The organism is Haloarcula ordinaria (assembly GCF_029338275.1).
Taxonomy (GTDB): domain Archaea; phylum Halobacteriota; class Halobacteria; order Halobacteriales; family Haloarculaceae; genus Haloarcula; species Haloarcula ordinaria.
Genome location: NZ_CP119789.1, coordinates 1,790,677 through 1,803,160, shown reverse-complemented (window position 1 = coordinate 1,803,160; position 12,484 = coordinate 1,790,677). Strand labels below are relative to the sequence as shown.

13 protein-coding genes are annotated in these 12,484 nt (G+C 68.4%); 9 read left to right on the top strand and 4 right to left on the bottom strand.

The features are described 5' to 3' along the window. Window positions 1-12 precede the first annotated feature (12 nt). Together P1L41_RS09605 and P1L41_RS09600 are read left to right on the top strand one after the other, a co-directional pair. Window positions 13-972 carry a ribose 1,5-bisphosphate isomerase gene (locus P1L41_RS09605; RefSeq protein ID WP_276295514.1) on the top strand — a complete coding sequence of 320 codons (960 nt, stop codon included), beginning with the start codon at window positions 13-15 and terminating at the stop codon, window positions 970-972. Then, window positions 969-1,877 (top strand): ATP-dependent ribose-1-phosphate kinase, encoded by a 909-nt coding sequence (locus P1L41_RS09600; protein ID WP_276295513.1) that lies wholly within the window; start codon window positions 969-971, stop codon window positions 1,875-1,877. The genes P1L41_RS09605 and P1L41_RS09600 overlap by 4 nt, the downstream gene beginning before the upstream one ends. A 45-nt stretch (window positions 1,878-1,922) precedes the next feature. On the opposite strand, the gene rbcL is transcribed toward P1L41_RS09600, so the two are convergent. Next, on the bottom strand, window positions 1,923-3,203 hold the full coding sequence (gene rbcL, locus P1L41_RS09595) for a type III ribulose-bisphosphate carboxylase (RefSeq protein WP_379789162.1): 1,281 nt from the start codon (window positions 3,201-3,203) through the stop codon (window positions 1,923-1,925). Between the two features lie 92 nt (window positions 3,204-3,295). Here rbcL and P1L41_RS09590 point away from each other — a divergent pair, with 92 nt between their 5' ends. The 3 genes from P1L41_RS09590 to P1L41_RS09580 are packed head-to-tail and all read left to right on the top strand — an operon-like array spanning window position 3,296 to window position 6,133. Next, window positions 3,296-3,793, top strand: a complete 498-nt coding sequence (locus P1L41_RS09590) for a dihydrofolate reductase (protein WP_276295511.1) — start codon at window positions 3,296-3,298, stop codon at window positions 3,791-3,793. 48 nt (window positions 3,794-3,841) lie between these two features. After that, window positions 3,842-5,020, top strand: coding sequence for a dihydropteroate synthase (folP, locus tag P1L41_RS09585; RefSeq protein WP_276295510.1), 1,179 nt, complete (start codon window positions 3,842-3,844; stop codon window positions 5,018-5,020). Between the two features lie 3 nt (window positions 5,021-5,023). Further along, window positions 5,024-6,133: a glycosyltransferase family protein gene (locus tag P1L41_RS09580; RefSeq protein WP_276295509.1), complete on the top strand. Its 1,110-nt coding sequence runs from the start codon at window positions 5,024-5,026 to the stop codon at window positions 6,131-6,133. A 9-nt stretch (window positions 6,134-6,142) separates the two neighbouring features. Here the strand turns inward: P1L41_RS09580 and P1L41_RS09575 are convergent, their stop codons facing one another. Next, window positions 6,143-6,823 (bottom strand): haloacid dehalogenase type II, encoded by a 681-nt coding sequence (locus P1L41_RS09575; RefSeq protein ID WP_276295508.1) that lies wholly within the window; start codon window positions 6,821-6,823, stop codon window positions 6,143-6,145. Between the two features lie 146 nt (window positions 6,824-6,969). Here P1L41_RS09575 and P1L41_RS09570 point away from each other — a divergent pair, with 146 nt between their 5' ends. After that, entirely contained in the window at window positions 6,970-7,968 is a 999-nt protein-coding gene (locus P1L41_RS09570; protein WP_276295507.1) for a TIGR04024 family LLM class F420-dependent oxidoreductase, read from the top strand. Here P1L41_RS09570 and P1L41_RS09565 read toward each other — a convergent pair whose 3' ends face one another. Continuing rightward, window positions 7,969-8,652: a 6-hydroxymethylpterin diphosphokinase MptE-like protein gene (locus tag P1L41_RS09565; protein ID WP_276295506.1), complete on the bottom strand. Its 684-nt coding sequence runs from the start codon at window positions 8,650-8,652 to the stop codon at window positions 7,969-7,971. A gap of 445 nt (window positions 8,653-9,097) precedes the next feature. On the opposite strand from P1L41_RS09565, the gene P1L41_RS09560 reads away from it, so the two are divergent. The 3 genes from P1L41_RS09560 to P1L41_RS09550 are packed head-to-tail and all read left to right on the top strand — an operon-like array spanning window position 9,098 to window position 10,962. Then, window positions 9,098-9,670, top strand: coding sequence for a DoxX family membrane protein (locus tag P1L41_RS09560; protein WP_276295505.1), 573 nt, complete (start codon window positions 9,098-9,100; stop codon window positions 9,668-9,670). Between the two features lie 51 nt (window positions 9,671-9,721). After that, entirely contained in the window at window positions 9,722-10,246 is a 525-nt protein-coding gene (locus P1L41_RS09555) for a DUF8114 family protein (RefSeq protein WP_276295504.1), read from the top strand. Then, entirely contained in the window at window positions 10,243-10,962 is a 720-nt protein-coding gene (locus tag P1L41_RS09550; protein ID WP_276295503.1) for an RNA methyltransferase, read from the top strand. Before P1L41_RS09555 ends, P1L41_RS09550 begins: the two co-directional genes overlap by 4 nt. 4 nt (window positions 10,963-10,966) lie before the next feature. On the opposite strand, the gene P1L41_RS09545 is transcribed toward P1L41_RS09550, so the two are convergent. Next, the gene (locus P1L41_RS09545; protein WP_276295502.1) at window positions 10,967-12,445 is read right to left on the bottom strand and encodes a DUF7504 family protein; all 1,479 of its coding nucleotides are present in this window, start codon (window positions 12,443-12,445) and stop codon (window positions 10,967-10,969) included. Between the last annotated feature and the right edge of the window lie 39 nt (window positions 12,446-12,484).

Below are 12,484 nucleotides of genomic sequence, written 5' to 3'. Positions count from 1 at the left end.
CAACAGCGCACTATGGAGGACGACGACCTCGCACAGCAGGTCCTCGACGTCGCGGCCGACGTCGAGTCGATGGAGACACGTGGCGCCGCGCCGATCGCCACCGCAGTGGCGAAGGCCCTCCGGGCGCAGGCCGAGGAAAGCGACGCCGCCGACGTCGCCCAGCTCCAGGCCGAACTCAGAGCGGCGGCCAGGCGCCTGCTAGCCACCAGACCGACGGCAGTGAGCCTGCCGAACGCGCTCCGGTACGTCCTCCAGCGCGCGGAGGGCGAGAGCGTCGCGGCGGTCCGTGCGTCGGTGGACGGCAGCGTCGCGGAGTTCTGTCGTCGACTCGACACCGCGAAGGCCGACCTGGGGACGGTCGGCGCGAACCGACTCCGGGACGGCGACCGGATGATGACACACTGCCACTCGACCGACGCGCTGGCCTGTATCGAGGCCGCCGTCGAGCAGGGGAAGTCACTCTCGGCAATCGTCAAGGAGACGCGTCCGCGCAACCAGGGTCACATCACGGCCCGGGAGCTGTCCGAGATGGGGGTCGACGTGACGCTCGTGGTCGACAGCGCGGCCCGCCGCTACATGAACGACGTCGACCACGTCCTGGTCGGGGCCGACGCCATCGCCGCCGACGGGAGCGTCGTCAACAAGATCGGGACCTCCGGCCTGGCCGTCGTCGCTCGGGAGCGCGGGACTCCGGTCATGGTCGCCGCCCAGACGCTGAAACTCGACCCCGACACCCTGACCGGCCAGACAGTGGACATCGAGATGCGGAGCGAAGCGGAGGTGCTCCCCGACGAGCGCCGGGCCGACCTCGGCGACGTTCGCGTCGAGAACCCGGCGTTCGACGTCACGCCGCCCCGGCACGTCGACGCCATCGTCACGGAGCGCGGCCAGTTCCCGCCCGAGAGCGTCGTCACGCTGATGCGCGAACTGTTCGGTGAGGGACCGGCGAACCCCTGGGAGGATGGTCCATGACGGACGGGTCTGGCGACGGCCCCGAGAACGGCCCCGACGTGCTCTGTGCGGGGCACGTCAACTGGGACGTGACGCTCCGGGTCGACCGGCTGCCAGACCGAGACGGGGAAGCGCGCATCGACGAGCGGGTCCAGTCCCCTGGCGGGAGTGCCGCGAACGTGGCGACAGTGCTGGGCGGACTCGACGCCGCACCGCTGTTGCTGGGGAGCGTCGGGACGGACGAACACGCCGACATGGTGCGACGCGAACTCCGGGCGCGCGGGGTCGAGACGCGCCTGGTCGAGTGCGACGGTGAGACCACCGTGAAGTACCTCGTCGTCGACGCGGACGGCGAGGTGTTCGTCCTCGGGAACGAAGGCGTCAACGAGGGGTTCGGTCCGGGAGACCTCCCGGCCGAGCGACTGGTCGGTACCGACCACCTCCACCTCACCGGACAGTCCGCGGCCACGGCCGGGCAACTGGCCCGGGAGGCCGCGAGCGCCGGGGTCACGGTGAGTTTCGACCCCGGACGACGGCTGACGGACCGGGACTACGACGAGGCGCTGGCGCACACGGACGTGCTCTTCTGTAACGACCGGGAAGCCGGGACAGCAGTGAGCGAGCGGACGGTCGAGTCGATTCCGACGGTGGTCGTGAAACACGGGTCTGGCGGCGCCGAAGCGCTGACCGACGACCGGACAGTCAGCCATCCCGGCTTCGCCGTCGACCCCGTGGACTCGACCGGAGCCGGTGACGCATTCGCGGGTGGATTCCTCGCTGCCCGGCTCCGCGACGAACCGCTCGACAGAGCCCTCGCGGTGGGGAACGCCTGCGGTGCGCTCGCCACGCGGGAGATGGGTGCCCGGCTCACGGTCGAGTGGCGAGACGTTGAGGCACTGCTCGACATCGGCCCACGAGAGGTCTGAGAGGGGGTGACTGGCGAAGCAGTGGGCAGGTCCCCGGCGTCCGCGTCACCGGGGCGTCTCGGTGCCCCACTGCTCGAGTGCGGTGGCGAGTTCGGGTGTCTCTGCGGCCGCCGTCTCGATGTCCCGACCGGCAGCGGCCGCGTCGACGGCGGCCCGGAGTGCCTTCGCACCGGCGTGGGTACCGTCGGGGTGGCCGTGGACGCCGCCGCCGGCCTGGACCCCGATGTTCGTCCCGCAACGCGCGACGAGTTCCGGGACGAGGCCCGGATGCAATCCGCCTGAGGCCATCGGGAGGACGTCGCGCAGCCCGTAGCGGTCCGCGTAGAGCCACGCGTTGATTCCCACCGTGTCCTCGTTGGCGAGCTTCCCGAGGTTCGCGGTGCCAGTGTGTATCTGGTCGACGCCACAGAGCCGCGCGACCTGCGCGAGCACACGCATCGAGACGCCATGGTCCGGCAGGCGGTCGAACCCCGCATGCATCGCGCGGTGGGCGTGGATAGCGAGGCCGTGGGTCGCACAGCGTTCCCGGACCTGCTGGACGGCGGCCCATCCGGCCGTGACCACGTCGACCATCACGTACTCGCAACCGTGTTCGGCGGCCAGGTCGACGCGCTCGAGCATCTCCCGGCCGCTCGCCGTGACGTTCAGGAGGTAGGACTTCGGGTCGCCGGTCTCGTCCTGCGCCCGGTCGCGCTGGGCCAGCGTCTCGGTCAGGCGGTCCTCGAAGGGGTTGAACGCCTGGTCGGTGAGGTTCTCGTCGTCTTTCAGCAGGTCGAGGCCGCCGGTCCAGGCCTCGTAACCAATCTGGGCGTGTTGCTCGGTCGAGAGGCCGACCTTCGGTTTCGGGACCGTCGCCGTGATCGGTCTGTCGCCGGCGTCGAAGACGTCCTGGCGGACGCTGGTCCCGAACTGCGGGCCCGGAAACGACGTCGCGAGCCGTTCGGGCCAGTCACAGTCGAGCAGCCGGATGCGGTCGACGGCCTTCATCCCGAGGATGTTGCCGGCGATACACGAGAGCACCTGGGGCATGTTGCCCGGCTCGAAGAGGGCGTCGGGGTAGGCGATTGCGACCCGGTAGGCGTCCCGGTCCTCGCGACCGGGCACCGTCATCTCGGTGATTCCACACGCCGTCGCCGAGAGGTCGGTCACCGACCCTGCGACCTGGAGCTCGGCCCAGGTGCCGTTCGAGGACTCGCTCGCGACCCAGCTCGCGGCCGACTCCGCGGTCTGGTCCGTGGCCGGTTCGACGTAGAACTCACAGACGAGGTCCGAGTCTGCGGGGTCGTACCCGAGGTCGAGGAAATCTTCGTAGGTGATACCGACCATGCGACACCTACGCATGGTCCCGAGATAAATGTGGGTCAGAAAGACTGTTCGGCGAGGACAGCGGCTTTAGGTCGCCGATACCTACGTCGGGTATGCCCGAACTCGTGCTCGTGGCCGGGGTGGCCGAGACCGGCGTCATCGGCGACGGGGAGACAATCCTGTGGCACTACGACGCGGACGAACGCCAGTACAAGGAGCGGGTCGCCGGCCACCCGGTCGTCGTGGGCCGCAAGACGTGGGCGGGGATGACCGACGTTCGCGGGACCCATCCGGTCGTCGTCACGCGGAGCCCCGGCGAGTACGACGCGCAAAATGCGACGTTCGTCTCGACGGTCCCCGACGCGGTGGAGGCGGTCGCCGACCACGACTCGGTCGGCTACGTCATCGGCGGCCAGCACGTCTACTCGATGTTCCTCCCCTATGCCGACCGCGCGTTCGTCTCCGAGCTGCCCGAGCAAGCGACCGGGAGCCGGGTGTTCCCCTACCTCGGGACGGCCTGGACGGTGGCCGGCCGAGAGCGATTCGAGGCGTTCGACGTCGTCGAGTACCACCACGAAGAGCCTCGCCCAGTAGCGGACGCCGCCGAGTAGGCCGCCGCAACCGCCAACGATTACCTTACCCAGTCCTACGTGCAGGACATGCGACGTGTTGACGCGGCCGGCCTCGAGATCGGTGACGACCAGCCACCGCGCATCATGGGAGTGCTGAACGTCAGTAAGGAGTCGCCCTACAAGCCCTCCGTCTTCGACGACGCGGGCGAAGCCGCGGCGTTCGTCGACGAGGCCCTCATCGGCGAAGGCGCAGACATCGTCGACGTCGGCCTGGAGTCGGCGAACAAGCGCCTGGACGTGCTCTCGGCCGAGGAGGAGCTCGACCGCCTCGATACGGCCGTCGAGACCATCCAGTCAGTCAGCGGCGACGCAGTCTTCTCCATCGAGACGCGGTACGCCGAAGTAGCCGAAGCCGCACTGAACGCCGGCTTCGACATGGTCAACGACATCTGTGGCTTCGCCGACTCCGAGATGCCGGTCGTCTGCCGCGAGTACGACGTGGCCGTCGGCAAGATGGCGAGCCCCCCGGACCTCACGCGCCCCGGCGCCGTCGACGACGTCGACTGGGCCGACGCGAAGTCCCCCGAATGGGCCGCGCAGGCGGACTACGTCGACCGCATCTACGAGGCGCTCACGCAGAACGGCTTCACCGACAAGACCATCGTCGACCCCGCGTTCGGCGGCTGGAGCGAGGCCAAGACCACCGAGGACGACCGCGAGACGTTCCGCCGCCTCCGGGAGTTCCGCGGGTTCGGCCTCCCCATCCTGGTCTCCATCAACCGCAAGAACTTCCTCCGGGAACTGGCCGACCGCTCGACGGACGAAGCACTGCCGGTAAGTCTCGCGGCCACGTCGATGGCCGTCGAGCGCGGCGCCCACGTCGTCCGGACCCACGACGTGACGGAGACTGTCGACGCGGCGACCATCGGCGCGGCGTTCACCGAGCGCCGGGAGACCGTCGGCGACGACGTCACCGTGAGCGAACTCGACGTCCGCGAGAGCCGCGAAGTCGAACGTCACCTGGAGCGAATCGGCTCCGAGCGGCGGGACGGCGAGCCGTTCGTCGGGTCGGTGTTCGAAGTGCAGGGACTCGACGCCAAAGCGACCGACAGACTCGTCACGGCAGCGGCGGAGACGGGCGCCGTCGTCCGCGCCGGCGACGGCAGCCTGCTGCTGGGCGGCCGCCGAGACGCGCTGTCCGACCTCGCCGACCATCTCGAGGCGGCGGGCGAGCTCGAGACCGTCACCGACGCCCTCCGGAACTGACCGATGGACTACGCACAGGAACACGTCACGACGCTGCACGACCTCACGGACCCGACGCCCGACGCACCGCTGGCGGACAGCGCCGTGGTCATCCCGATAGCGGGAGACTCGGTCGGGGCGGTCACGCCGGAGTACATCTTCGCCCCGCTCGAACGGGCTGGACCAGGAGAGGTCGTGGTGCCCCTTCGAGCGCCCGCCGAGGTTGTCGCGGGCTTCCGCGAGTGGGCCGCCCAGTTCGACCTGCAGGTGACCACGGTGTGGTGTGACGCCCCGGCGCTGAGCGGCCTGCTCGAAGAACACGACCTCGGCGGCCCGACGGGGAAGGGCCGGGACGTCTGGCTCGGCCTCGGGATCGCCGCCGACCGGGCGGATTTCGTCGCCGTTCACGACGCCGACGCGACGACGTACGCCGCGTCGACGGTACCACGGCTCCTCGCCCCGCTTGCGATGGACCACGAGTTCGTCAAGGGGTACTACGCCCGCGTCGAAGGGGGGCAGCTCTACGGTCGGCTCGTCCGCCTGTTCATCGCCCCGCTCGTTCGAGCACTCGAGGAACGACACGCGCACCCGTTCGTCCGCTACCTCGAGGCGTTCCGCTACCCGCTGGCTGGCGAGTTCGCCTTCACGGCCGACGCCGCCCGCCGCATCCGCTCCCAGCGAGCGTGGGGCCTGGAGATCGGGATGCTCGGCGAGACGTACGCGCAGGTTGGTCCCGAACGCTCGGCACAGGTCGACCTCGGACTCCACCAGCACGACCACAAACCGGTCGGCGGACGTGGCGGCCTCTCGTCGATGTCCGAGCAGGTCGGCGCAGCATTGCTCCGCGCGGTCGAAGAGGCTGGCGTCGACCCCGAGTACGAGACGCTCACCGAACGGTACCGCGCCGCCGGCGAGCGGCTGGTCGACCAGTACGCGGCCGACGCCTCGTTCAACAGCCTGACCTACGACGCCGAAGCGGAGTACGAGCAGGTCGAGGCCTACGCCGCCGGCATCCAGCGACCGGGACCGGACATGCGGCTCCCCGCCTGGGAGGACGTGGACCTCTCGCCCGCGGCGGTCGTCGAGACGGCACGAGCGGCCCGCATGGAGGCCGTCGACGGCGACGCGGACTGACTGACCCGGTCACGCGAGTTGGTCGGCGAGGTCGTGGAACGAGGCGATCGTCTGGTCGGGGTCGCCGGCGAAGGCGTCCCACGGGCCGCCGTCCCGGTTGACCCAGACGCCCTGCATCCCCGCGTGCATCGCGCCGTAGACGTCGAAGTAGCCCGCCGTGACGTGGGCTATCTCGTCGATTGGCGTCCCCGTCCGCGCCGCGCCGTGGCGGTACAGGGCCGCGTCGGGCTTGAACGTGCCAATCTCGTCCGCGCTGATCGTGTCCTCCAGCAAGCCGTCGATACCCGCGTGTTCGACCATCGACTCGAGCATCGCCGGGTTCCCGTTCGAGAGGACGTAGAGGTCGTAGCCGGCGTCGTACAGGCGGTCCATCCCGTCACGGACGTCCTCGAAGACGTCGAGTTCGTGGTAGACCGCCAGAATCTCGTCGCGCTCCTCGGTCGAGAGGGCGACGCCGTGGGCGTCGAGTGCGTACTGGAGTGCGTCGCGGTTCATCTCGTAGAACGGCTTGTACGCGTCGACGGCGTTGGCGATGAACGTGTACGCGAGCGAGCGAGAGCGCCAGAGCCGGGAGACCGGCGTCGGGTAGTCGACGCGGTCCCGAAGCGCTTTCTCCGCGGCCTCGACGTCGACGATGGTGCTGTAGGAGTCGAAGGTTATCTTGGTGACTCGGTCGGGGTCGAACGACATGAGAGTGAGTACGCCGACCACCGACAAAGAACCCCGGAGCGGTTGAACCCCGTTTGAACGACAGCCCTGCCGCGCGCCTGTGGGTTTATGCCACACCCGACCACAGTAGGGCCCATGTCGAACGCTACAGCGGCGAGGGGCCGACGATGACCGTTCGCGACGTCTACCTCCCGGTGGCCGCCCAACCGTCGGTCGAGACGCTGATCGAGATGAGCCAGCGCGCCGAGGACCTGGGCTACGAGCGCGTCTGGTTGCCCGAGACGTGGGGCCGAGACGCAATCACGACGCTGACGAGCATCGCGAAGGACACCGAGACGGTCGGCATCGGCACGTCGATACTCAACGTCTACTCGCGCTCGCCGGCCCTCATCGGGCAGACGGCCGCCACGCTACAGGAGGTCGCCGAGGGACGGCTCCGGGTCGGTCTCGGCCCGTCGGGCCCCATCGTCGTCGAGGGCTGGCACGGTGTTTCGTTCGAACGGCCGCTCAGGCAGACCCGGGAAGTGCTCGATATCGTCAAACAGGTCCTCTCCGGCGAGACGGTGGACTACGACGGCGACATCTTCCAGCTGTCGGGGTTCCGACTCCGGTGTGACCCGCCGGACCCCGTACCGCCGGTCGACGCGGGTGGGATGGGACCGAAATCCGTCGAGCTGGCGGGTCGATTCGCCGACGGCTGGCACGCGCTGATGCTGACCACCGACGGCATCCGCGAACGACTCGATGACTTCGAGACCGGGGGAGAGATGGGCGACCGTGACCGGTCGGCCCAGCGAGTGACCCTGTCGCTGCCCTGCTGTGCGCTGGACGACCGCGAGACGGCGCGCCAGCTCACCCGGCAACACGTCGCGTTCTACGTCGGTGGGATGGGGACGTTCTACCGCGACGCCCTCGCGAGACAGGGCTACGAGGAGACGGCCTACGAGATATCCCAGCAGTGGGCCTCCGGCGAGCAGGAGGCCGCCATCGACGCCATCAGCGACGAGTTGCTCGACGAGATCGCCGTCGCCGGCACGCCAGACGAGTGTCTCGACCGACTGGAGCGGTTCGAGGCCATCGACGGTGTCGACGCTATCAACGTCTCGTTCCCGCGGGCGGCGGACCGCGAGACCATCGACGCGACGATGGACGTCCTCGCGCCGTAGTCACAGCGGGTCGATACCGTCCCGCCGGCCGTCGAGGACGGCGAACTGCTCGCCGCGTCGCCGTTCGAGCCAGTGGAGGAGGCGTTCGGCCCACCGGAGTTTGTGCCGCTTCGCCGCGTCGACGCTCTTGTCGTCGAAGTCCCAGCCGACGAACTCGAGCTGCGCCGCGCCGAAGTGGTCCGCGAGGAACGCCGCCCGGTCGCCGTCGGTGAAACCGCCGAAGTTCTGGACCGGGTCCGTCGGTGCGGCCTGGGTCGTCGGGACGACGAACGCCGCGTCGTACTCGGGAACCCACTGCTCGACGGCCGGAACGTTGTCGCCGTGGGCGTGGACGACGACCGGACGGCCCGAGGTGGTCAGCCGGCGCCCCGTCTCGGGGTTCTTGTCCAGGTCGGTCACCATGCAGTCGACGCCGACGCCGACGGCTTCGAGGCGGTCGGTCGCCGTCGAGGCAGCGAGCACGACGTCGGCGGCGCTCGCATCGTCGGCTTCGGCCTCCAGCGACGGCCCGGCGCCGGCGATGGCGACCGTCGACCCGGCGAGAGACAGCCCGTCGGGGTCGTACGTCGGCTGGTCACCGACGAGCGCGCCGAGTCGGTCACGGGCGCGTTCGTCGCCGGCCCGCGGGTATCCGAAGTCGTCGAGGAGCGATTCGTACACCGGCTCCCACGTAGCGAACTCCATAGCAGGTGCTACCAGGGTTGTCTCTCGATAAAGTGAGTTTTGAGCCGAAGTGGCACGTCCGTGTACCCCTACCCGGGTGCCCTTTCGGCTTTCATCCCACGTTTTCGACGCCACCGGTATAAGTTTTCTCTTACTGCCACCTGATTGTCCTGAGCGTTCGAGTTAGTTACCAGCGGTCTGATACGGGCGGTCGGAAGGGGCTGTCGCAAGTCAGGCGTCTGACGGCTGTCGGCGGCGGCGCGGACAGTCGAACCTCGCAGCAGAGGAGTGACAACTCGATTCAGCGAGAGCAGGGCGGAGTTTCGAGTGTCGTTGATAATCTGAGGCTACTCCACAGAACACGCCCAATAGCGCTCCTTACGACTGTTTTCGACAGGAGACCTTCTCTTCTCAGGAATCGAGAACGGGAAAAAGAATAATATACTGACTTGTCGAACGTCTAGACATGGCAACGAGACAAACCCTGCAGTCAGAAATCCTTGGCCGAGACGTACAGTTCGACTACTCGGAGAACTGGGTCGGCTACTCCCTGTTCCTCATGCGCATCGTGATGGGCTGGACGCTGTTCCAGGGCGGCATCACGAAACTCGTCACGTACATGGACGGGAACCCCGAGAACAACTGGACGGCGGCGGGCTTCCTCGCGAACGCGGTTCCCGCCGGCAACCCCTTCACTGGCCTGTTCGCCTCGATGGCCGGCAACCCGCTCATCGACTGGCTGAACATGCTCGGCCTGACGCTGGCCGGCCTCGCGCTACTGTTGGGCGCGGCGGTCCGGTTCGCCGCGTTCTGGGGCGCCGTGATGATGATCTTCTACTGGATGGCGTCACTGACGGGCGGCCTGATGGCCGGGCTCCCGGTCGCTCACGGCTGGGTCGTCGACGACCACATCGTCTACGCCGTCCTGCTGTTCGGCCTCGGCGCGTTCGGCTCCGGCCGCATCCTCGGGCTCGACAGCCGCATCGAGCAGCTGTCGTTCGTCCAGAACAACAAGTGGCTGAAGCTACTGCTGGGCTGACCCGGCGGCCACATCGCGCTCTTTTAGTCTCGCAACCGACTAGCCCCGCGTATGGACAAGGTGAGCATCGGACTGCGGGGCTGGCGGTTCGACGCGGACGTGCTGGACGCGAACGGGCGCGTCCGCCCACTGAAGACGATGGAACCGGACACTCGTCAGCGGATCCTCGTGCTGGCCGACCGGGTGGTCGACCCGTGTGACGCCTGCTGGCTCACGATCGGCCGGGAGAACCCCAAACAGTGTAACGTCGCCGAGGTCATCTACGGCGAACCGCTCGGCGAGGTCGTGCTCTGCTCGGACCACGAACCGGACTTCCTCTACTGGTTCCGCGAGGCCGGTGGGGACCAGTACGCCGGCGACACCGAGATGCAGGAGGCGTTCCACGAGTGGTTCCTCGATGGCGGCCGCGCACCGGAGGGCTACGCTGGGATGGAACACGTCGACGAGGACCCGACGGCCGTCCCCGACGCGCCGGACCGCTCGGAGGCGATCCCCGGCCTCGAAGAGGAGCTCGAGCAGATGGACGAGTCGGACCTCGAATCCATCGACATGAATCTGGACGACCTCGACGTATGATTTCGGTCGCCGTGGTCGACGCAGAGACGCCGGGCAACGTGGGCACCATCGCCCGGTCGATGAAGAACTTCGGCCTCGCCGACCTCCTGCTGGTCGACCCGCCGGCACTGGACCCCGACGGCGAGGCGTACGGCTTTGCTGGACAGGCCCGCGAGGACATTCTCCCGGGCGCCCAAACGGTCACGTTCGACCACCTGGTCGAGAACTACCACACCGTCGCCTGCACGGCCGTCCCGAACGAGGACGACGCGAACCACGTCAGGTACCCCGCGAAGACGCCCGCCGAGCTGGCTGACTCGCTGCGCGACGTCGAGAGCGACACCTGCGTCGTCTTCGGCCGCGAGCGCGTGGGGCTGACGAACGACGAACTCGCGCGACTGGACGAGATCTGCTCGATTCCCGCCAGCAGCGACTACCCGGTGTTGAACCTCGGCCAGGCGGCGACCATCGTCCTCTACGAACTCCGCGAGCTCACCGTCGAGCGCGACCAGCACCCGGACACACTCCACACGCGAGCCGACGAACAGGCGATCGAGGGGCTCCACGAGGAGTTCGCCGGCTTCGTCGAGGCCGTCGGGCATCCGGCGGAGAAACGACCGAAGGCCCGTCGGATGTTCCGCCGCCTGCTCGGCCGCGCACAGCCGACCGGCCGGGAGGCGACGACGCTCAGGGGCCTCCTCAGAAAGGCGCGTCACCGTCTGAACCACGAGGAGTGACCGTTCAGTCGGTGGCGATGTCCGCTTCGGACGCGACGTCGACGTAGGTCTCCGTCAGGTAGGCGTCGAGTCGCCGGGCGATGTCACCCTCGTACGTCCAGAACCCGTTGTACTCGTTGCTGTCGCCCGCTTCGAAGGCGAGCAGCGCAGCCTGCTGGTCCGGGTTGCCGTTGCCGTCGTAGACGACGAACCACGAGTTGGCGATTTCCGGCGCGTCGTGGCCGTGGGCGACCACGCCCTCGAAGTCTAGTTCGGCGTCCGGGACGCCGTAGACGTGCACGTCGGTCCCGGCCTCGGAGAGTTTCCGGTAGATGCGCGCGCTCCGGTCGTCGTCCGCGAGCCGGGAGAACTGCTGGAAGCCCGCGTGCAGCCGGCCGCCACCGTTGCGCTGGGCCAGCATCTCGATGTTGTGGCTGACGTCGATGAGCAGCGACTTGTTCGCGGCCGACGCGCCGAAGACGGACTCCTCGAGCCTGGTCAACAGGCCAGACGACTGGCGCTCGGCGAAGGCCTCGGTCTCCGCGGAGTCGATCTCGATAGTGTTCCGCAGCGACTGGACGTTCTCGGAGGCCAGCAGGTCGTCGCCGTGGTGGAGCAACGCGAACGAGCTCGGTTGGTCGACGTCGAGTGACGCCTCCTGGACGGCCACGTTGTGGCGGTCGAAGTACCGCTCGATGTCCGAGAGAGTGTCCGGCGACTGGTCGTAGTTGCAGATCGTCAGCGTGGGTCGTCCCATCTGGACCTCGTCCATCACCGCTCGCAGGGACTCCGGGACGTCGACAGCGGCGAGTCCACCGGACTGCGCCTCGGAAACCGGCCCCGTCCGCTCGAGGGTGCTGCTGAACGGGACCCAGTCGGTGGGTTCGGGGTCGACGCCGAGGACCCTGAGCTCGGTCGTCGCGTCCTCCTCTCGTACCTCGACGACGCCGTCGACGAACGACCGGAGCTGATTGAGGACCTCGTCGTCCATCGTGTCCGAGTGGGCGACGACGAACCCCACGCCGTCGGCCTCCGAGACCCGGTTGCCGAGGACGTGCAGGAAGCGGACGACCTGCTCGACCGAGGCGTACATCGACATCGTCGTCAGCGAGAAGAGGCCGAGCCGGAGCCGGGTCGAGTGGTCCGTGTACAGCGACTCTAAGAGGTCGGTCAGTTCCATCCCGATGCCGGTGAGGTCGGCGGGCGAGCCCACGCGGTGGTCGAGCGGGCCGAGTGCGTCGCGGCTCTGCATTTCCCCGACGCAGTCGACGATGCCGAACGGGAGCGAGTCGACGGACGCGCCGTGAATCTGTGCCATCATCTCCCGGACGTCCCCCGCGCTGGAGTCGGTCGAGATGAGCGCAACTCCCTCGTCGTCGTCGAGCCCGAGTTCGAGGAGTCGCATGCCGAGGAATCGCTTCCCGGTCATCGGCGGTCCGACCACCAGGAGCGTCGACCCCGGGTCGAGGCCGTCGACTGGTAGCAGATCACCTACGTCGTACATACCCGAGTTACACCCCCCGGGGATAGAAAGATATCGCCT

Excerpts from the sequence above, each read along its gene's own strand:
- P1L41_RS09545 (WP_276295502.1), bottom strand. The coding sequence starts at position 12,445 with ATGTACGACGTAGGTGATCTGCTACCAGTCGACGGCCTCGACCCGGGG.
- P1L41_RS09580 (WP_276295509.1), top strand. The coding sequence starts at position 5,024 with ATGGACTACGCACAGGAACACGTCACGACGCTGCACGACCTCACGGAC.
- P1L41_RS09600 (WP_276295513.1), top strand. The coding sequence starts at position 969 with ATGACGGACGGGTCTGGCGACGGCCCCGAGAACGGCCCCGACGTGCTC.
- folP (WP_276295510.1), top strand. The coding sequence starts at position 3,842 with ATGCGACGTGTTGACGCGGCCGGCCTCGAGATCGGTGACGACCAGCCA.
- P1L41_RS09565 (WP_276295506.1), bottom strand. The coding sequence starts at position 8,652 with ATGGAGTTCGCTACGTGGGAGCCGGTGTACGAATCGCTCCTCGACGAC.
- P1L41_RS09555 (WP_276295504.1), top strand. The coding sequence starts at position 9,722 with ATGGACAAGGTGAGCATCGGACTGCGGGGCTGGCGGTTCGACGCGGAC.
- P1L41_RS09590 (WP_276295511.1), top strand. The coding sequence starts at position 3,296 with ATGCCCGAACTCGTGCTCGTGGCCGGGGTGGCCGAGACCGGCGTCATC.
- P1L41_RS09570 (WP_276295507.1), top strand. The coding sequence starts at position 6,970 with ATGACCGTTCGCGACGTCTACCTCCCGGTGGCCGCCCAACCGTCGGTC.
- P1L41_RS09575 (WP_276295508.1), bottom strand. The coding sequence starts at position 6,823 with ATGTCGTTCGACCCCGACCGAGTCACCAAGATAACCTTCGACTCCTAC.
- P1L41_RS09550 (WP_276295503.1), top strand. The coding sequence starts at position 10,243 with ATGATTTCGGTCGCCGTGGTCGACGCAGAGACGCCGGGCAACGTGGGC.
- P1L41_RS09605 (WP_276295514.1), top strand. The coding sequence starts at position 13 with ATGGAGGACGACGACCTCGCACAGCAGGTCCTCGACGTCGCGGCCGAC.
- P1L41_RS09560 (WP_276295505.1), top strand. The coding sequence starts at position 9,098 with ATGGCAACGAGACAAACCCTGCAGTCAGAAATCCTTGGCCGAGACGTA.
- rbcL (WP_379789162.1), bottom strand. The coding sequence starts at position 3,203 with ATGGTCGGTATCACCTACGAAGATTTCCTCGACCTCGGGTACGACCCC.